Origin of the sequence: Micromonospora sp. DT81.3, from assembly GCF_049847225.1 — a bacterium.
Classification (GTDB): domain Bacteria; phylum Actinomycetota; class Actinomycetes; order Actinomycetales; family Microbacteriaceae; genus Microbacterium.
On the sequence record NZ_JBNCNY010000005.1, the window covers coordinates 270170 to 288502 of the forward strand.

The window sequence follows — 18333 nt, forward strand, 5'->3', positions numbered from 1 at the left end:
TGTCGCTCAGTACGCCAGGGCGCGGTCGACGGCCTCGAGCACCCGGTCGGCGTCGGGCAGGAAGGCACCCTCCAGCTTCGCGGGCGGGAACGGGGCGTCGAAGGCCGACACACGCAGCACGGGCGCCTCGAGCGAGAAGAACGCCTTCTCCATCACAGTGGCGGCCACTTCGCTGCCGAGGCTGGCGAACTGGGGCGCCTCCTGCACGTACACCATGCGGCCAGTCTGGCGCACGGAGTCGAGGATCGGCCCGAAGTCGACGGGCGAGAGCGAGCGGATGTCGATGACCTCGCAGCTGGTGCCCTCCGACTCGGCGAGCGCGGCGGCCTGCAGCAGCGTCGTCACGATCGCCCCGTGACCGACCAGCGTCACGTCGGTGCCGCGGCGGACGATGCGGCTGGCGTGCAGCGGCACGGCGCGGGCCGATTCGTCGACGTCGCCCTTCTGCCAGTACCGGCTCTTGGGCTCGAGGAAGATGACGGGATCATCGCTCGCGATCGCATCCTGGATCATCCAGTACGCGTCGTTCGCCGTCGACGGGCTGACGACCCGAAGTCCCGGCGTGTGCGCGAAGTACGCCTCGGGGCTCTCCTGGTGGTGCTCGACCGCGCCGATGTGCCCGCCGTACGGGATCCGGATGACGATGGGCATGCGGAGCGCGCCCTCGTGCCGGTTGGTGATCTTGGCGAGCTGCGAGGTGATCTGGTCGAAGGCCGGGAAGACGAAGCCGTCGAACTGGATCTCGCACACCGGACGGAATCCCGCCATCGCGAGCCCGATCGCTGTGCCGACGATGCCGGACTCCGCGAGCGGGGTGTCGAGCACGCGGCGATCCCCGAAGTCCGCCTGGAGCCCCTCGGTCACGCGGAAGACTCCGCCGAGCGGGCCGATGTCCTCGCCCATGAGCAGCACGCGGTCGTTCTCGGCGAGCGCACGGCGAAGGCCCGCGTTGAGCGCGCGGCTGATCGGCATGGAGGTCGTCACGAGGCGTCTCCCCCGAACGAGGCCTCGTAGCCGTCGAGCCACGCTCGCTGCTCATCGATGCGCGGGTGCGGCTCGCTGTACACGTGATCGAAGATCAGCGAGCGGTCGATCGTCTCGAGCTTCATCGTGCGGGCCCTGGCGTCGTCCGCGATGGAGCGGGCCTCGGCCTCCGACTCTTCGAAGAACGCGGCGGACGCCCCACGAGCCTCGAGATACGCGCGCATCCGGAGGATCGGGTCGCGCTCGGCCCACGATCGCTCCTCGACGTCGGTGCGGTACTTGGTCGGGTCATCGCTCGTGGTGTGGGCGCCCATCCGGTACGTCAGCGCCTCGATCGCCCGCGGACCGCCGCCGGCGCGCGCCTCGTCGAGGGCCACGCGAGAGACGGCGTAGCTGGCGAGCACGTCGTTGCCGTCGACGCGCAGGGTCGGGATGCCGTAGCCCTTCGACCGCTCGTACAGCGGGGTGCGCGACTGCGTCGCTACGGGCACGGAGATGGCCCAGTGGTTGTTCTGCAGGAAGAACACCTGGGGCGTCTGGTAGCTGGCTGCGAAGACCATCGCTTCATGCACGTCGCCCTGGCTGGATGCGCCGTCGCCGTAGTAGACGATGACCGCGGCGTCCTTCTCCGGATCGCCCGCGCCGCTCTTGCCGTCGAACGCGAAGCCCATCGCCAGCCCCGTGGCGTGCAGCGTCTGCGAGCCGAGCACGAGCGTGTAGATGTGCGTGTTGCCGTTCTTGGGTTCGGTGGGATCCCAGCCTCCGTGGGTCAGCCCGCGCATGAGCCGGATGATGTCCACCGGGTCGACGCCGCGGATCATGCACACGACGTGCTCCCGGTACGACGGGAAGAGATGGTCTTGGGGCTTGGCCGCCCGGCCGGACCCCACCTGAGCCGCCTCCTGCCCGTAGCTCGGCGGCCAGAGGGCAAGCTGGCCCTGCCGCTGCAGGTTTGTCGCCTCCCGATCGAAGGCGCGGACGTTCACCATGTCGCGGTAGAAGCGCTCGAGCGCACTCTCGGGGAGGGCCTCGATGATGTCGAGATAGGGCTCTGCGGCGGCGGTCGGGGCGAGCGTGCCGTCGGCCGCGAGCACGCGAACGAGGTCGGAGTCGGCCGGGGACGTCATTTTCCTACGCTAACGCGCGCCCGGGATGAGCCTCCGGGAGGTTGCGGACAACGGATGCCGCAATCCGTAGGACCCTCTCCACAGACTCATGCTCCCCGACGGATATGCGGATCCCGTCGCCGGCGAAGGGGCGAACGATCAGCCCCGCCTGATCGAAGGCCTGGCCGATCTCGAGCGTCTGGTCACCGGCCGGCAGCCACACGAAGTTGCCCTGTGCCTCCGGCACCCGCCAACCCGCCTCTCTGAGGCCCGCGGCGAGGCGATCGCGACGCTCCGCGATGGCGGCGACGCGTTCCCGCAGCTCGGACTCGGCGTCGAGGCTCGCGATCGCAGCGTCTTCCGCCTGCGCCGTGACCGAGAGGGGGATGCCGGTGCTGCGTGCCGCGTCGAGCACGCGCGGGTGCCCGATGGCGTAGCCGATGCGGAGGCCCGCGAGCCCGAACGCCTTGGAGAAGGTGCGCAGCACGACCACGTTCGGATGCTTCTCGAAGAGCCGGGTGCCGAGGCCGTCGACCGCGTGCGGGTCCGTGACGAATTCGGCATAGGCCTCATCGAGGATCACCAGCACCGTCGGCGGCACCTCCCGGAGGAACTGCTCGAACTCGCCCTGCGGAACGATCGGCCCGGTCGGATTGTTCGGGGTGCAGACGATGATGCAGGACGTGCGTTCGGTGACCGCAGCCGCCATGGCCGGCAGGTCGTGCTGCGAGTCCGGAGTCAGCGGCACCTGAACCTGAGTGGCACCGGCGACCAGCGCGAGGCTGGGGTACGCCTCGAAGGAGCGCCACGCGTAGATCAGCTCGTCGCCGGGCGACGATGTGGCGAGCGCGAGCTGCTGCAGGATGGACACGCTGCCCGCGGCCACATGTACGCCGTCCGGTTCGACGGAGTAGCGGGCGGCCAGGCGGGCGCGCAGCCGGCCCGCCGAGGCATCCGGATAGCGGTTGATGGAGGTGGAGGTGCGGAGCGCCTCGAGCACCGACGGCAGCGGGTCGAACGGGTTCTCGTTGCTGGAGAGCTTGAACGCGTCCCCCTCCGCCTGCCGGCCCTGCTTGTAGGCGGGCAGCGCGGCGATCTCCGGGCGGATGCGGGGAAGAACGGGCTCGGGCGTGCTCACCGTCCGAGTCTAGGAGCCTCTTTCCTTTTCGACTCCAGCGTCGTGGGAGGATGACGCCCATGCGCTTCCTCATCCGGGTCGTCATCAACGCGTTCGCCATCTGGGTCTGCACCCTCCTCCCCGCGCTGACGGTCACCGTCACGGCCTTCCCGCCGGGCGAGACGCTCCAGTACGTGCTCACGCTGCTGATCGTTGCCGCCGTCTTCGCGATCATAAACACGTTCATCGGGACGATCGTCAAGATCATCGCGATCCCGCTGTACATCCTCACGCTCGGCCTCATCTCACTGGTGATCAACGGCTTCCTGCTGTGGCTGACCGCGTGGATCACGAGCTTCTGGGGTTGGGGACTGACGATCGGCGACTTCTGGTGGGGAGTGCTCGCCGCGCTGCTCATCACGATCATCAACTGGATCTTCGGGATCATCCTCCGTCCGCAGCGCGACGACGACTGAGTGCCTACGAGCGCTCGGCCGCGTACTCCACGACCTCGACGGATGCCGCTCCGCCGAGCTCCCTGAGCACATCCCGCACCCCATCCACGCGGGGGTCGGCCGAGGCGTCCACCAACGCTGCCGTCTCGATGTAGCCGTCCATGGCATGCGCCGGCGCTTCGAGATCCCGCATCCCGAGAAGCGGGTCGCCCATGCGCTCCACGGTGAAGCTGCCGACCGCCCCCGTGCCGGCGCCTGACCCGCCGCCGGCGAGCGCGGAAACCGGATCATCGACGTGCCGGAACGACACGTTGAGGGTGGACGCCGGCACCTCGGCCTCGACGGGGGACCCGAACGACACCAGCGTCTGGACGTCGAAGCCGCCCTCCACCGCCGTCAGTCCGGCGATCATCGCGCCCTGCGAGTGCCCGAAGGCGTGCACCACATCGCCGTCCGTGGCGCCCGAGGCCCGCAGCGCCTGCTGCACCGCCTGGTAGGACGCCGATCGCTCGCCGGTGTAGGCCTGGGCATTCGACAGGTTGTCGAAGGGGTCGGCGCCGCCGAGGGCCCGCGATCGGGTGCCCGCGACGTAAACGGCGAACTGGCGGGTGCCGCCCGGCATCGTGTACTTCTCGACCCGCACGCGGGCCTGCCTGCCACCCGGGATCCGAGCGGCCGCGTCGGCCAGGCCCTTCGGCGCGGCGGGCGGCTGACCGGCGGCCGAAGCCGTGGGGGGCAGCGCGCGCACCGTGACCGCGGGGGGCGGCCCCGCGAGCTGCGAACCCGCGCGGACGGTGCCCGAGCGGGCCGCGGCCAGGCCGCCGACGAGGGGACCGGCCAGCAGCCCGAGCGCGGCGAACCCTGGTTGCCCTGTTGCCGTGGTCACGCCGGCTGCCTGCAGCGTGAGCGCCGACGCCCAGGTGAGGCCCCTCCAGAAGATGTCGAGCCTGCCCTGCCGGACCGCATCCGGATTGCGCCAGCCGATCGCGTCGATGGCGGCCTCGTGTCGTGCCGCCGCCGTCTCGTCCCCCGCTGCGGCGGCGGCGCTCTGCAACGCGGTCAGCTCGACGACCTCGTAGACGTCCGCCGACGAGCGGACCGCTGTCGCCAGGTCGCGGCACTCGGTGGCCGCAGTGTCGGCCCCGACTCCGAGCACATGGATGTCGTTCGCGATGCCGGCCGCCTCCACCGCGCATCGGGTCGCCCGCCGGAAGGCCTCCGCCGTGCTCTCGACGTTCTCGGCGAGGCCGTCCAGCCGCGCCGCGACGGCACGAAGCGTCTCCGTGTCGACCGCGACGACGCCACCGGCGCGGATGTCGATGTCGTCGCTCATGCGCCGAGCAGCGCGAGGCCGGCGACGTATCTCCGCCGCTCGGCGTGAATGTCGGCGATGGCGGCATCCGCCCCCGCCGCAAGCTGCTCGAGCCGCCGCTCGATGCCGTCCATCCGCTCGTACACGTGTCGGACGGCACCGGATTGCCAGTTCACGTCGGCGGCCAGCGTACGAGCCAGCCGTGCGCACGACTCCAGCTCGTCGCGCGAATTGCGCAGGAGCGCGACCCCGACTTCGGCGTCGAGCAGCAGGGGATGGACCAGGGAAGACACCGGACGAGTCTGCTCGCCACCGCCTCGCGTCTGGGATCGCCGACGTCACCTGTGCGATGTCGGAGGGCTGCGTCACACTGTGCAGGAGACGATCAGGTCCCGCCCCGGCACAATGGAGTGATGACCGTGCCCGACGACGCCCTGTTCCGCGTCGTCTTCGTGTGCACCGGAAACATTTGCCGCTCGCCCATGGCCGAGGTCGTCTTCCGCCGGTTCGCGGATTCCGCGGGCCTCGGCGACCGCATCGTCTCGAGCAGCGCGGGCACAGGAGACTGGCACGTCGGGGAACGCGCCGACGCCCGCACGATCGCCGCCCTCGATCGCCGAGGCTACGACGGCACGCGCCACCGCGCGAAGCAGTTCGACTCCGTCACCTTCGCCGCCAACGACCTCGTCATCGCCCTCGATCGGAGCCATTCCCGCATCCTGCGCAGCTGGGCGCGCGACGAGGCGGAAGCCGACAAGATCGCCCTCCTGCTGGACTTCGACGCCACCGCCGACGGGGCGCTCGACGTCCCGGACCCCTACTACGCCGACGCCGCGATGTTCGACATGGTGCTCGGTATGATCGAGAGCGCCAGCCGGGGCCTCTTCCGGCAGCTCGAACCCGCGATCCGGCCGTCCGCCGCCCGACCCGGAGGACCCCCGTGACTTCTCTGCCCCCTCAGCCGCTCAGCCCCCTCGACGGGCGCTATCGCGCCGCGGTGGCGCCGCTCGCCGACTACCTCTCCGAGGCGGGGCTCAATCGCGCGCGCGTCGAGGTCGAGGTGGAGTGGCTGATCGCCCTGACCGATCGCTCGCTGTTCGGCACCGCACCCCTCGCCGAGGCCGACAAGGCTCGCCTGCGCGCGGCCTACGTCGACTTCGGCCAGGCCGAGATCGACTGGCTCGCCGAGCGCGAGGCCGTGACGCGCCACGACGTGAAGGCGGTCGAGTACCTCGTGCGCGACCGCCTCTCGACCCTGGGGCTCGACGCCGTCGCCGAGCTGACGCACTTCGCCTGCACCAGTGAGGACATCAACTCCCTCGCCTACGCGCTCACGGTCAAGCGCGCCGTGGAGCGGGTGTGGCTGCCGAAGCTGGTCGCCGTCACCGGAGCGCTGCGGGCGATCGCCGAGCAGCACGCGGATGCCGCGATGCTCTCCCGCACGCACGGACAGCCGGCGACGCCGACGACCATGGGCAAGGAGATCGCGGTGTTCGCGTGGCGCCTGGAGCGCGTCGCGGCGCAGCTGGCGGCATCCGAGTACCTCGGCAAGTTCTCCGGTGCAACCGGAACGTGGTCTGCTCACGTCGTGGCGGCGCCGGATGCCGATTGGCCCCAGCTCTCGCGGGAGTTCGTCGAGTCGCTCGGCCTCGCCTTCAACCCCCTCACCACCCAGATCGAGTCGCACGACTGGCAGGTCGAGCTCTACGATCGTGTGCGCCACGCCGGCGGCATCCTGCACAACCTCGCGACGGATGTCTGGACCTACATCTCGCTCGGCTACTTCGCGCAGATCCCCGTCGCGGGCGCCACAGGATCATCGACCATGCCGCACAAGATCAATCCGATCCGATTCGAGAACGCCGAGGCCAATCTGGAGCTCTCCGGCGCGCTGTTCGCCTCGCTCAGCGCGACCCTCGTGACCAGCCGCCTTCAGCGCGATCTCACGGACTCGACGACCCAGCGCAACATCGGCGTCGCATTCGGTCATTCGCTGCTCGCGCTCGACAACCTGCACCGCGGGCTCGGCGAGATCTCGCTTGCCGAAGACGTGCTGCTGGCCGACCTCGATGCCAACTGGGAGGTGCTCGGTGAGGCGATCCAGACAGTCGTGCGCGCCGAGGTCGTCGCGGGGCGCTCGAGCATCAGCGACCCCTACGCGCTGCTCAAGGAGCTGACCCGGGGCCGGCGCGTCGGGGCGGCCGAGCTCGCGGAGTTCATCGGGGGCCTCGAGATCGGGGACGCGGCGAAGCAGCGCCTGCTCGCGCTGAAGCCCGCGACGTACACCGGATTGGCGTCGACGCTCGCAATGCGCGACTGAGCCGCAAAGCCTGCGAGGGGCCGGCGCCGCGGTGGCGCGGCGATGACCCCGGCGTCAGACCTTCTGGTCGGGCTTGCCGTCGTCCGGCTTGTCTTCTTCGGGCATCAGCACCGGTCGATCCACCGGCCTCTGCACCTGAGCCGGGTCTACGGCGAGCATCAGCATCGCGAGGCCCAGCAGCACGACGATGAACGTGATGCCCGCGACGATGAGTGCGAGGGGTCCCACGTCCTTGCCCTGGACCGCGCCGGTGGTCACGGCCGTGACGATGCCGGCGAACGCCGCGCACCCGAAGGCGATCGCGAGCAGGTGCAGCGGCCGGAGCAGGTCGCGCCGGTTCGGCTTGTCGTTCATGCACCCTCCTCGGGGCGAGGAGCAGATGTCGCCGCGGGCGCTTGGTCCATGACCGGCGCATCCCGCCGGGGCGACAAGCCCGCGATCGCGAGATAGACGGCGACGATAGCCGCGTAGGCGCCGAAGACGCCGACCGCGATGGCGATGCCGGTGAGCGTGAAGGTCTGGTCGGCGTCGGGAATGTAGTAGTCCAGCACGTACTGGCCGGGGACGACGAGAAGCGCGATCCCGAGCACGACGGTGAGAATGCCGACCGTGAGTGCGTCGCGCGCGGCGGCGCGACCCGCGACCGTTGGGTCGGCATCCGCCGGTCTTACGCCGTCGTTGCGGAGCGCGCGAGGCGCCCGCCATCCCGCGACCGTCTCGACGGAGCCGGTGGTGAGCGCCCAGGCGATCACGACGGCGAAGAAGAGCTCGGGCGATCGCAGGGGAACGATCCCGCCGATCATTCCCGCGACGATGGTCAGCACCCCCATGGTGATCGGCATCCAGCGCGTTCCGGCGGGAGCGATGAGCCATGCGGAGATGAGCCAGACGAGGCCCGTCGCGATGGCGAAGCCGCTGAACACCGAGAGGCCGACGGCCGCGGAGTGGTCGGGCGAGAACGTGATCATGACCGCCGCAAGGGCCGCGAATACGGCGCGGAGCAGCTGCACGTGGTGTGCGGCGAAGCGCGCGGGTGCTTCGGGGGCGGTGGGCATGGCGGATCCTGGATCGGAACAGGGGATTCCCCCAGTCTAGCCGCGGGTGGAGGGACACCCTCCGGTGGTGCCGCGAGGATGGGCGGGGCCGGCCGATCGTCGTGATCGGCCGGCCACGGTCACCCCGCGAACCGGTGCGCCGCTGTCAGTGCCCACCGCCCGGCTTGCCGCCCTTCTTCGCGGGAGCGGCCTGGAAGGCTCGCTCGATCTCCTGGAAGAACGTGCTGCCCGCGGCATCCTCGGCGCTCAGCCGCAGGTCGATCCAGGCGCCGCCGTCCGGCACCTTCAGCGACGTCTCGAAGGCGGATACGAACGCGCGTGACTCCACGAAGTCATCCTCTCCGGGGTCGACGGGCCCGGAGGGGGCGTCGGTGCTGCCGGCCGCCAGAGTGATCGGCTTCCAGGCGCCGCCCGCGACGCGAGCCTCGAGGGTGACCTCCGTGACCTCTGCGCTGCCGACGGTGCCCGCGATGTGTCCGACCTCCAGACGGAGGGGGATGCCGCTGCCCTTCTTTCGCCCGGCTCCTACGGTGCCGGCGTCGTCGAGCTCAACGTCGTAGTACGCCTGCAGCAGGGGCAGAAGCTGCGAATGCTGATCGTCCACGGACCCGGTGGAGGAGAACGTCCACTCGGTCAGCGTGCTCGGGGAGGAGTCGAGGCTGGCCCCGTCGTGCGTTGCGGTGTTGCGCACGCGCCAGGCGCTCTCACCCTCCGGCAGGTCCGAAACCCCCGGCGCCTGCCAGACCGACGACGCCTTCAGCTGTCCGTCGACCCATACTTCGGTGAGCTGCGAGCGATTCGTCTGCCCACCGAAAAGGTCGTACGCCCCGGTGTGCGTGGGGCTCCCGCCATCGCTCCACGACGGGATGTTCAGCTGTGCGAAGCCGCCGTGACGAGCGGAGGCCCAGTACCCGGGACCCGCGTAGGGGCGCACGATCGCACCGAACCAGCTCTCCTCGGAGACCGAACCCGGCTCGTAGGCGCGGCGTACGTCGCGGACCTCCCAGCCCGGAGCCATCGCCATGGCGTACTGGTACCACTCGACCTCCCCGGTGTTCACCCACTCCGTGCGCGTCAGGCCGCGCTCCGTGCGCATCGCCAGACCCTCGCCGAACTGCACGCCGGGAGCGTAGTCGTAGCGGAACTCGCCGACGAGGGCGCCCGCATCGCCCCGGTAGGTCGTATCGATGCGCGCCAGGTCCGTCGGCGCGAAGTGCAGGTCCGCAGGAATGGACCCCTCGGTGTTGTTCGCGATGTCGAAGACCTCGCGAGCGGTGGGTTCGCCGACGCCCTTGATCGTGACCTTCTGCGCCGCGATCGAGCCGAGGAGCCGTGCGCCCTGCACGCCGGCCGCGAGGGCGTTCACCGCCTGCTGGTTCGGCGAGACCTCGCTCGAACGCGTCACGACGGCGACCTTGCCCTTCACGGTCGTGCCGAGCGCCGCGAAGTCCTCGGCGCTGCCGGTCCCGGCATCCACCGCGCTCGTCCTGATCTCGCCGTCGAGGAAGGTCGATCCGGCCTGCACCAGCAGGTCGAGCCGCTCCTTGCCGGCAGTGAGGGCGAGCATGGGCTGCTGCAGCCGCCAGCGGGTCGTGAAACCGAACTCGTCGGCATTCGGCGCCTCGAGCGGCTGCGCGTAGAGGGCGTCGCTCCACGGCGCCCCGAAGATGCTGCCGGTGAACCCGTCGGCGCGGTACGACATCTTCGTGAAGGCCGCTTCCAGGCCATCCTCACCCACGTCCACCGTCACGGGCTTGGCCGCACGCGCGTCGAATGCCACCTCGGTGTCGCCCTCGAGCACCAGGTCGGGGTCGCCGACGAGCGCCGTCACCTTGCTGTCCGCTTCGAGGTCGGTCTCGAGGTAGGACATGAAGGAGTAGCGCCCGGCGGGAAGCCGCATGGTGAGCTCTCCGTCGACCATGAACGGCTCGAAGTACTCGCTTTCGGGGTGGTACATCATGCCGAACGCCGAGATCGGCTGACCGTTGAAGCCGGTCGCCTTGACGGTGACGTCGTACCGCTCCGCCTCGGCGATGATCCCGAGTGCGGTGCGGGCCACGGGAGTCCCGTCGACCGAAGCGACCAGCGCGCCGGAGAACTGGGAACCCGCGGGGACCGCGGCGGGGTCGGCCGTCATCGTCACCGTGCGGGTCTCGCCCGCCGGGATGGCGACCTCGTCGACGTCGACGGAGAGGACGCCGTCGGCGGCGCCGTGCAGTGTGGCGCTCAGCTGGAGCACGACGTCGTCAGGGCCGAGGTTCGTGTACTCGACGGGACGGATGACCGGGTCGGCCGCCTCGCCCCACGAGAGCATGCCGAAATCGCCCGAACCGGATGCCACCACCCGTGCGTCGATGGCGTTCTCCACGTCGACGACACCCGTGCCCGCCTGGTACGAGGTGAGGCCCGTGTCGGCGGCCGAGCTCATGAGGGCCGCGCGCAACTGCTCGCCCGTGAGCTCTGGATGCCGCTGCTTGAGGATCGCGGCGGCGCCCGCCACGTGCGGAGTGGCCATCGAGGTGCCGCTCATCCCGACGTAGCTGCCCTCGCCGGGGCTGTCGGCGGACCGGGCCGCGGTGATGTCGCTGCCCGGTCCGGCGATCTCGGGCTTGAGCGCCCCGGAGAAGGCGAGCGGACCCTGGCTCGAGAACTCCGACAGCGCGCCGGTCGGGTCGTAGACCGAGCCCACCGTCAGTGCTCGCGCAGCGGAGCCGGGTGATCCGATCGTCTCGGGGGCGTAATTGTTGCCCGCCGCGACGACGAAGAGAGCCCCGGTCTGCTCGGAGATCGCGTTCAGCGCCTGGGACATCGGTGAATCGCCGTCGTCGGCCTGCGAGGACCCGAGGCTCATCGACACGATGTCGGCGTTCTGACCCGCCCACTCCATGGCGTCGATGATCCACGAGTCCTGGCCGGAGCCGTTCGAGTCGAGGGCCTTGCCGATCAGCAGGTCGGCGCCGTCAGCGACCCCGCGGTGGGTCCCGCCACTCGCCGCACCCGTTCCTGCGATGGTCGAGGCGACGTGCGTTCCGTGCCCGTTGACGTCGTCGGAGACCGCCTCGCCGGGGACGAAGCTCTTCGATCCGGGAAGCACGCGGCCGGCGAGGTCAGGGTGCGTGTCGTCGTAGCCGGTGTCGAGAACCGCGACGGTGACTCCCTCGCCCGCGAGTCCGCGCTCCCAGGCCTCTGATGCGCCGATCCAGGGCACGCTCGAGTCGAGGGTGGACTGCACCTTGCCGTCGAGATGGATCGCCTGGAGACCACCGCCGAGGGCGACCGCGGAACCGAACGGCGCGGCACCCGACGTCTTCGTCAGGGCGCTCCAGGTGGTGGCCGCGGAAGCGTGGTCGGCCGTCGCCGCGGCGCCGCCGACGCTCTCGAGCGGGATGCCGACCTCGACGCCCGGGAGCGGGGCGCCGAAGGGAGCGGGACCGTCGGTGTATTCGACGATCAGGGGGGTTGCATCCACGGAGGCGTCGTCGTAGCCGTACTCGAGAAGCCGCGACACGTTGAAGAGGTCGTCATCGAGCAGGCCGGCGGCGAGGTAGGGCATGGCGGCGCGGGGCAGCACGTGCAGTTCGCCGCCCATAGTCGCCGTCTCCACCACCGAGCCCTCGACGGCGGTGTCGATCTCGACGGCCCTGCTGCCGTCTGCCAGCTCGGTGACCTCGACCTTGTCGCCGGTGATCAGGGTGACGGTGCGTGCTCCCCCGTGCACGGGCGCGGGGACGGCCGCCGATGCGGTGGGGGGAGCGCCGGTGGCGGTGGCGGGATACGCCGACGCCGGGGCCGTGGCGGGACCGACGCCTGCCACCCCGATCGCCAGACCGCCGATGGCGGCGACGATCGTACGCGTACGGCGCTGCACGCTGGTACTGCTGATGTGGGTCCCGCTGAGCAGCGGGGTGCGGGGGATTTCGGGCACGGGGGAACCTCTCGGAAGACGTGGGCTTACCCAGCACGGTTTCACATCGGTTCGATATCGTGGTGGCGAAGAAGTGCCAATGGCCGCGACTCGCCATGGCACGCCGGATGGGAATGCCCGTGCTCGAGGCGATCGGACTCGATGACGAGCACACAGCGGTCTACCGCGTGCTGCTCGCCACGCCGTCCGCCGACGTTCCGGAGATCGCCCGCGCGGTGCCGCTTCCGGCTGCGCGCATCGCCGCCATCGTCGATGAGCTGGAGCGACGGGGCCTGCTCGCGCGGCAGGCGTCCGCGCCGGATCGCGTGGTCGCCTCGCCCCCGGCCCTCGCCCTGCGGCCCATGCTGCTCGAGCGCGAACGGAGTCTGACCGAGGCGCACGAGGTGCTGGTGCAGCTGAGCGAGCTCTACCGACGTGGCGCGGTGCAGCGGGACGTGCCGGAGGTCGTCGACGTCGTGCTCGGGCCCGACGCGGTGCGCCAGCGGCTGGGCCAGCTGCAGGCATCCGCGGAGCAGCGGGTCGATGCCTTCGTGCTGCGCGAGGTCGCGCTGGTCGACGGCAGCGAGAACGACGAGGAGGACCTCGCCCTCGCCCGCGGCGTGCGCTACCGCGTCATCGTCGAGGGCGCCGTGCTCGAGCGGCCCGGATTCCTCGACCAGGCGAGGGCGGTCATGCCTCTCGGCGAGGAGATCCGCGTGCTTCCGCGTCTGCCGACGCGGCTCTTCATCGCCGACGGAACGCTGGCGCTGCTGCCGATGTACTCGCACGGCGAGAAGAAGGTCTCGGGGGCGCTTCTCGTGCACCCGAGCGGGCTGCTCGACCTGGTGAACGCGACCTTCGAAGGGCTGTGGCGCGGGGCGACCCGGCTGGTCGAGGGCGGCGAACTCGCATCCGATGCTCCGGTCGACCGCGAGATGCTGCAGATGCTCCTTCTCGGTCTGACGGATGCCGCGGTGGGCACGGCGCTCGGCATCTCGGTGCGCACCGTGCAGCGCCGAGTCGCCGAGCTGATGGAGACGGCCGGTGTGACCACGCGTGTGCAGTTGGGGGCGGAAGCCGTCCGTCGCTCGTGGGTCTGAGGTCGTCTCGATTCCGCCGACCGGGCTCATTGGCGAGCTCGGTTGCAGCCACCGGAGTTGCGGGCCCACCGCAGTCGACGGGCTGAGTGGTTGACGACCCGGGCGGGGCGGGCCATTATTGCCGTACTCGGGTCTCGGTGCACCCGCCCGCCGCGCTCGATGTGCTGGGAGGGGTTCCCTCGGCATGGACGCAATTGCGCACAAGGGAGTTCGCATGTTCCGAAAGATCGCCATCGCCGCCGCCACCGCCCTCGTCCTCACGGGGCTCGTCGCAACACCCAGTGTGGCGAGTGGTCCCCCACCGGGCGGGGATGACCGCCTCGAGGTGTACACGGGAACCGTCGACTCGCAGGGGCTCGCCGCGATCGTGGACCTGGGCGTCGACCGGCACGAGATGGTCGTCACGCCCAGCACAGACGGCTCGGCACAAGTCGAGGTGCAGGTCATCCTGAGCGGCACGCAGGTGGCGCAGCTTGGAGAGGCCGGCGCGACGCTCGCACGGAAGCAGTCGGCGCAGCTGCGGACCATGCAGACGACCGGGGGCGTCTTCCGCCCCTACAGCGGGGACGGCGGCCTGCTCGAGGAGCTGATGGCCCAGGCGGCGGCGCACCCCGACATCGCGGAGTTCCGCGTGATCGGGCAAACGCACCAGGGCAAGGACATCGGTGCGGTGCGCCTGACCAAGACCGTGGAGAAGACCAAGGACGGCAAGCGCCCCACGACCGTGTACGTCGGCGCGCAACACGCCCGGGAGTGGATCACGCCCGAGATGGTGCGGCGCCTACTCGATCTGTTCGTCACCTCGTACGGCACGGATGAGCGGATCACCGACATCCTCGCGACCACCGAGTTATGGTTCATCCCGGTGGCCAATCCGGACGGCTACGACTACAGCTTCCAAGAGGGCCAGCGGCTCTGGCGCAAGAACCTGCGCGACAACGACGGCGACGGCGTGATCACGACCGCCGACGGGGTCGACCTGAACCGCAACTACCCCACCCGATGGGGCTACGACAACGAGGGCTCGTCGCCGAACCCGACGAGCGACACCTACCGCGGTCCCGCCCCTGGTTCCGAACCGGAGACCCAGGCGCTCGACGCGCTGTTCGCCGACATCACCCCCCAGTTCCTCATCAACTACCACTCCGCCGCGGAGCTGCTGCTGCACGGCATCGGCTGGCAGGTGGCCACGCCGTCGCCCGATGACGTCATCTACGAGGCCATGGTCGGCGACGACGCGAACCCCGCTGTGCCGGGCTATGACCCCGACATCTCGGCGGAGCTCTACACGACCAACGGCGACACGGACACCCACATGCAGGAGGCGTACGGCACGCTCGGCTTCACGCCCGAGATGGCGACCTGCGAATCGGCGTCCGACGTGGATCCCGACGATCAATGGGAGGCGGCGGACTGCGACAGCGGTTTCAACTTCCCCGATGACGAGGGCCTCATCCAGGCGGAGTTCGAGAAGAACATCCCGTTCGCGCTGGCGGTCGCGGAGTCCGCGAAGGATCCCAACGACCCCGTTTCGGTCGTCGGGCGCGACGCCGAGGACTTCCGCGTCGACACCTTCTCGGTGTCGTACGGCGACCCGCAGACCGTCGCGGTCTGGGCGAAGCGGGATCTGCTCGCCAAGCACATGTGGTACCGCGTCAATGGCGGCCCCCTCAAGCTGTCGCTCGTGAAGGAGTGGAAGGGCGGCGAGCGCTACGGCGACGAGAACACCGACTACTACGCGGAGTACCGGGGCGTCGTGCGCGGGACGAAGGCGGGGGACAGCGTCGAGGTCTGGTTCTCGGCGCTGCCGTCGGCACGCGACATCCTGAACAAGAAGAGCATCAGGCCCGCGCAGAGCGAGCACTTCACGTACCAGGTGGCGCAGGACACCGGCAACTCGGTGCTGATCGTGGCCAACGAGGACTACACCGGCGGCCAGAACGCCCTGGAGCCGCCGCTCGCAGGCGCGCCTAAGTATCTCGGCGCGCACGTCGCGGCTCTCGTGGCGAACGGCGTGACACCGGATGTCTGGGACGTCGACGCGCAGGGCGTGCCGCATGACCTGGGCGTGCTGGGTCACTACGACGCCGTGCTGTGGTACCTGGGCGACAACCGGCTCACGCAGGACCCGGAGGACGTGATCACGGAATACTTCGGAACCCAGCAGACCGATTTTTCGGTCGCGGAGCGGCAGCAGTATCTGACGATCTCGGTGCGGGACTACCTCAATGAGGGCGGCCAGCTCGCGCTGGCCGGTGAGACCGCGGCGTACTACGGCAGGCTCGGAGGCCTCGGGGGGATCTACTACGGACTGAACGGCGCACCTGACGCGGACTGCGTGGTGACGCAGGATCCCACCGCGGACTGCCTGCTGCTTGCCGACGACTTCACCCAGTACTGGCTCGGGGCCTACTCCCGGAACCCCGTCGAGGCCGGCGGAGTCGTCGGGACGGCCACGCCGCTGGAAGGAGTGGAGGCCGTCTTCGGCGGGCCGGCAACGGTCGACAACCCCGTCAACGAGGCGGGTGCTCTCGTCCCGACCAGCGATGTGCTGCCGGTGGAGGACTTCCCGCAGTTCCAGAGCTGGGGCGCGGCGGAGTACCTGGATCCCGCTGGTCCGTTCATCCCCATCGAGGGCGAGTGGGCCGCGGCCGCGACGCACATCGACGACGGCTACCAGCGACTGAGCCGCACGTACGACCTCGCGGGCATCGACGCGTCGGCGCTTCCCGCGATCGCGGCGCAGTTCTCGTACGAGACCGAGGGCGAGTACGACCACGTGCTGGTCGAGGCGCGCGTCGCCGGGACGGATGATTGGACCACGCTGCCCGACCTGCTCGGCGGCACGACCACCAACCTGCCGGCGGAATGCGAAGCGGGCTTCCTGCTCGAAGAGCACCCGTGGCTGCTCCACTATCTGACCGCCGCGCCCGAGGATGGGGAGTGCGAGCCGACCGGGACGACCGGCGACTGGAACTCGTTCACGGGCTCGTCGGACGGGTGGACCGAAGTCCAGTTCGATCTGTCGGAGTACGCAGGTTCGCAGGTCGAGCTGGCGATCAGCTATGTGACGGACCCGTTCACCGGCGGGGCCGGGCTCATCGTCGATGACACGCAGCTGCGACTGCTCGCCACCGACGAGGTGCTCTTCGCCGAGGGCTTCGAGGACGGGCTCGGTGAGTGGACCGTGCCTGGTGCTCCGGAGTCCAGCCCCGGCAACACGAGCGACTTCGAGCGCACCCGCGGACTCGGCGGCATCACCGCCGTGACCGTGACGCCCGACACGCTGCTCTTCGGGTTCGGCCTCGAGCAGCTCGCCTCCGATGCCGACCGAGCGACGGTGGCGGCGAGGATCCTCGCGCACTTCGCGAGCTAGCCTCCCGCGACTCGTGTCGTCTCGACGCCCCGGACCCTCACAGGTCCGGGGCGTCGAGAATGCGCGCGAGCGTGCTGAGACCGAGCCGGCTCATCACCGGGTTGGTGTCGCGGTAGTACCACGCGAGTCCCATCGCCTGAGCGAACGCCCATGCCGCCCCGCGCGCCCACTCGATTTCATCCGAGCCCACCGTCTCGCGCAGCACCACACGCGCATGCGGTTCGAAAAGGTGCCAGGCCGCGACGAGGTCGAGGGCCGGATCGGCCGCGCCGAATCCACCCCCGTCGAGCACGCCGGCGAGACGGTCCCCGCGGACGAGCAGGTTGCCGGGGATCAGGTCGCCGTGCGACAGAACGTCGGGTCCGCCACCCGGCAGGACGCGGAACCTCGTCCACAACATGCGCAGGCGATGCACGTCGAGCAGGCCCTCGCTCTCACGGAGGCAGAGGGCCATCCACTCGTCTTCGGCCTGCAGGTCTCCACCACGTCCGCGGCCCGAGAACGTTCGTCCTCCGGTGTCCGTCGCTCGGAACGCCTGGATGAGAAGGGCGATGTCCCCGGCGAACGCCGCGGAGTGGGCGAGGCCGTCGGGGGTCGCCTGGTTCCCATCGAGCCACGTCTGCACCGACCACGGTGACGGGTATCCATGGCCGCCGAGTCCGATCGCCACGGGCCTCGGGGCGGGGAAGGGACTGCAGGCCGCCAGCTCCGTCAATGCTGCAGCCTCGGTCCGGAGAAGCTCCAGGGCGAAGCCCGGCGGCTCTGGTCGAAGCGGAAAGCGAGCGGTCAGGTGCTCGCCGATCCGGAAGATCGCGTTGACCGTGCCGGCGGTCGGCAGCTCCGCGATCGGCTCGTTCCCCCACTGCGGAAACTGCTCGTAGATCAGCAGGCGTGCGATGTCGACATCGACATGCAGCTGATCCTCGTGCATCCTCACGCGAGAAACCACTCCGCCGTCGACGGAGCTACTCCGCCGCAACGGGCCGGTAGCGCACGTTCACCACGGCGTGCGGATCATCCCCCGAAACCAGCTCGAGCCGGATGGGCGCGCCACCCGGGTTGTCGAACAGGCGGATGCCGTCGCCGAGCAGCACCGGAGCGATGTGCAGGTCGATCTCGTCGATGAGACCGAGCAGCAGCAGCTGCCGGCCGATGGTCGGGGAGAAGATCTCGACGTTCTTGCCGCCGGCGGCATCCAGGGCGATGCGAAGCGCCTCCGTGACGTCGCAGTGCAGGAAGGTGATGCGCTCGGTCGGCGGAGCGTCGTCCGGGTGATGGGTCAGGACGAACTCCTGCCCCTTCCACGCACCCCCGTACGCGGTGTCCGCGTCGGGGAAGGCGTCGAAGCCGTCCCGCCCGCCGAGGATCGCTCCCGTGGTCTCGACGTACTCTTCGATCAGTCCGGGACGAGCGGTGAAACCCGTCATCCACTCCATGGCGTGATCGGGACCGGCGACGAAGCCGTCGAGCGACATCGTGAAGTGCCAGAGAACCTTGCCCGCCGCAACCTGTGGTTCCGTGTCTCTCATCGGTCCGCCCTTCTCGCCGTGCGGCCGACGCTACGCGGGCGAGCCGACATCGCGCCAGAGGAGCGGCATCCGATG

General features: G+C 70.0%; 15 protein-coding genes. 5 read left to right on the plus strand and 10 right to left on the minus strand.

Annotated features, from left to right (window positions below):
• Positions 1-6: 6 nt before the first annotated feature.
• From ACPW96_RS13535 to ACPW96_RS13545, 3 genes are read right to left on the minus strand one after another with little or no spacing between them, the layout of a single operon-like run.
• Positions 7-972: an alpha-ketoacid dehydrogenase subunit beta gene (locus ACPW96_RS13535; protein ID WP_425823629.1), complete on the minus strand. Its 966-nt coding sequence runs from the start codon at positions 970-972 to the stop codon at positions 7-9.
• Positions 973-980: 8 nt separating this feature from the next.
• Complete coding sequence (locus ACPW96_RS13540) at positions 981-2111, minus strand: thiamine pyrophosphate-dependent dehydrogenase E1 component subunit alpha (protein WP_425883706.1); 1131 nt, start codon at positions 2109-2111, stop codon at positions 981-983.
• Positions 2112-2115: 4 nt separating this feature from the next.
• Entirely contained in the window at positions 2116-3228 is a 1113-nt protein-coding gene (locus ACPW96_RS13545) for a histidinol-phosphate transaminase (RefSeq protein ID WP_425883707.1), read from the minus strand.
• Positions 3229-3287: 59 nt separating this feature from the next.
• On the opposite strand from ACPW96_RS13545, the gene ACPW96_RS13550 reads away from it, so the two are divergent.
• On the plus strand, positions 3288-3683 hold the full coding sequence (locus ACPW96_RS13550; protein ID WP_425823591.1) for a phage holin family protein: 396 nt from the start codon (positions 3288-3290) through the stop codon (positions 3681-3683).
• 4 nt (positions 3684-3687) lie between these two features.
• On the opposite strand, the gene ACPW96_RS13555 is transcribed toward ACPW96_RS13550, so the two are convergent.
• Both ACPW96_RS13555 and ACPW96_RS13560 read right to left on the minus strand, forming a co-directional pair.
• The gene (locus tag ACPW96_RS13555; protein WP_425883708.1) at positions 3688-4995 is read right to left on the minus strand and encodes an alpha/beta hydrolase; all 1308 of its coding nucleotides are present in this window, start codon (positions 4993-4995) and stop codon (positions 3688-3690) included.
• On the minus strand, positions 4992-5267 hold the full coding sequence (locus ACPW96_RS13560) for a hypothetical protein (protein ID WP_425883710.1): 276 nt from the start codon (positions 5265-5267) through the stop codon (positions 4992-4994). The genes ACPW96_RS13555 and ACPW96_RS13560 overlap by 4 nt, the downstream gene beginning before the upstream one ends.
• A 120-nt stretch (positions 5268-5387) precedes the next feature.
• Between ACPW96_RS13560 and ACPW96_RS13565 the strand changes: the two genes are divergently transcribed.
• A complete protein-coding gene (locus ACPW96_RS13565) occupies positions 5388-5918 on the plus strand; it encodes a low molecular weight protein-tyrosine-phosphatase (protein ID WP_425823597.1) in 531 nt (176 codons plus the stop codon).
• Positions 5915-7294, plus strand: coding sequence for an adenylosuccinate lyase (gene purB, locus ACPW96_RS13570; protein ID WP_425883712.1), 1380 nt, complete (start codon positions 5915-5917; stop codon positions 7292-7294). The genes ACPW96_RS13565 and purB overlap by 4 nt, the downstream gene beginning before the upstream one ends.
• Positions 7295-7348: 54 nt before the next feature.
• Here purB and ACPW96_RS13575 read toward each other — a convergent pair whose 3' ends face one another.
• From ACPW96_RS13575 to ACPW96_RS13585, 3 genes are all read right to left on the minus strand, one after another.
• The gene (locus tag ACPW96_RS13575; RefSeq protein ID WP_425883714.1) at positions 7349-7648 is read right to left on the minus strand and encodes a hypothetical protein; all 300 of its coding nucleotides are present in this window, start codon (positions 7646-7648) and stop codon (positions 7349-7351) included.
• A complete protein-coding gene (locus tag ACPW96_RS13580; RefSeq protein ID WP_425883716.1) occupies positions 7645-8349 on the minus strand; it encodes a hypothetical protein in 705 nt (234 codons plus the stop codon). The genes ACPW96_RS13575 and ACPW96_RS13580 overlap by 4 nt, the downstream gene beginning before the upstream one ends.
• Positions 8350-8494: 145 nt before the next feature.
• Positions 8495-12274, minus strand: coding sequence for a S8 family serine peptidase (locus ACPW96_RS13585; protein ID WP_425883718.1), 3780 nt, complete (start codon positions 12272-12274; stop codon positions 8495-8497).
• A 62-nt stretch (positions 12275-12336) separates the two neighbouring features.
• Here ACPW96_RS13585 and ACPW96_RS13590 point away from each other — a divergent pair, with 62 nt between their 5' ends.
• On the plus strand, positions 12337-13353 hold the full coding sequence (locus tag ACPW96_RS13590; protein ID WP_425883720.1) for a helix-turn-helix domain-containing protein: 1017 nt from the start codon (positions 12337-12339) through the stop codon (positions 13351-13353).
• Positions 13354-13567: 214 nt separating this feature from the next.
• Positions 13568-16729 carry a M14 family zinc carboxypeptidase gene (locus tag ACPW96_RS13595; protein ID WP_425883722.1) on the plus strand — a complete coding sequence of 1054 codons (3162 nt, stop codon included), beginning with the start codon at positions 13568-13570 and terminating at the stop codon, positions 16727-16729.
• 37 nt (positions 16730-16766) lie between these two features.
• On the opposite strand, the gene ACPW96_RS13600 is transcribed toward ACPW96_RS13595, so the two are convergent.
• A complete protein-coding gene (locus ACPW96_RS13600) occupies positions 16767-17660 on the minus strand; it encodes an aminoglycoside phosphotransferase family protein (protein WP_425883838.1) in 894 nt (297 codons plus the stop codon).
• 34 nt (positions 17661-17694) lie between these two features.
• Positions 17695-18258, minus strand: coding sequence for a dihydrofolate reductase family protein (locus tag ACPW96_RS13605; RefSeq protein WP_425883724.1), 564 nt, complete (start codon positions 18256-18258; stop codon positions 17695-17697).
• Positions 18259-18333: the final 75 nt, after the last annotated feature.

Bases quoted from the DNA above. Each gene is read 5' to 3' on its own strand.
- ACPW96_RS13600 (WP_425883838.1), bottom strand. From the start codon at position 17,660: ATGCACGAGGATCAGCTGCATGTCGATGTCGACATCGCACGCCTGCTG.
- ACPW96_RS13575 (WP_425883714.1), bottom strand. From the start codon at position 7,648: ATGAACGACAAGCCGAACCGGCGCGACCTGCTCCGGCCGCTGCACCTG.
- ACPW96_RS13555 (WP_425883708.1), bottom strand. From the start codon at position 4,995: ATGAGCGACGACATCGACATCCGCGCCGGTGGCGTCGTCGCGGTCGAC.
- ACPW96_RS13580 (WP_425883716.1), bottom strand. From the start codon at position 8,349: ATGCCCACCGCCCCCGAAGCACCCGCGCGCTTCGCCGCACACCACGTG.
- ACPW96_RS13605 (WP_425883724.1), bottom strand. From the start codon at position 18,258: ATGAGAGACACGGAACCACAGGTTGCGGCGGGCAAGGTTCTCTGGCAC.
- ACPW96_RS13595 (WP_425883722.1), top strand. From the start codon at position 13,568: ATGTTCCGAAAGATCGCCATCGCCGCCGCCACCGCCCTCGTCCTCACG.
- ACPW96_RS13565 (WP_425823597.1), top strand. From the start codon at position 5,388: ATGACCGTGCCCGACGACGCCCTGTTCCGCGTCGTCTTCGTGTGCACC.
- ACPW96_RS13540 (WP_425883706.1), bottom strand. From the start codon at position 2,111: ATGACGTCCCCGGCCGACTCCGACCTCGTTCGCGTGCTCGCGGCCGAC.
- ACPW96_RS13535 (WP_425823629.1), bottom strand. From the start codon at position 972: ATGCCGATCAGCCGCGCGCTCAACGCGGGCCTTCGCCGTGCGCTCGCC.
- ACPW96_RS13550 (WP_425823591.1), top strand. From the start codon at position 3,288: ATGCGCTTCCTCATCCGGGTCGTCATCAACGCGTTCGCCATCTGGGTC.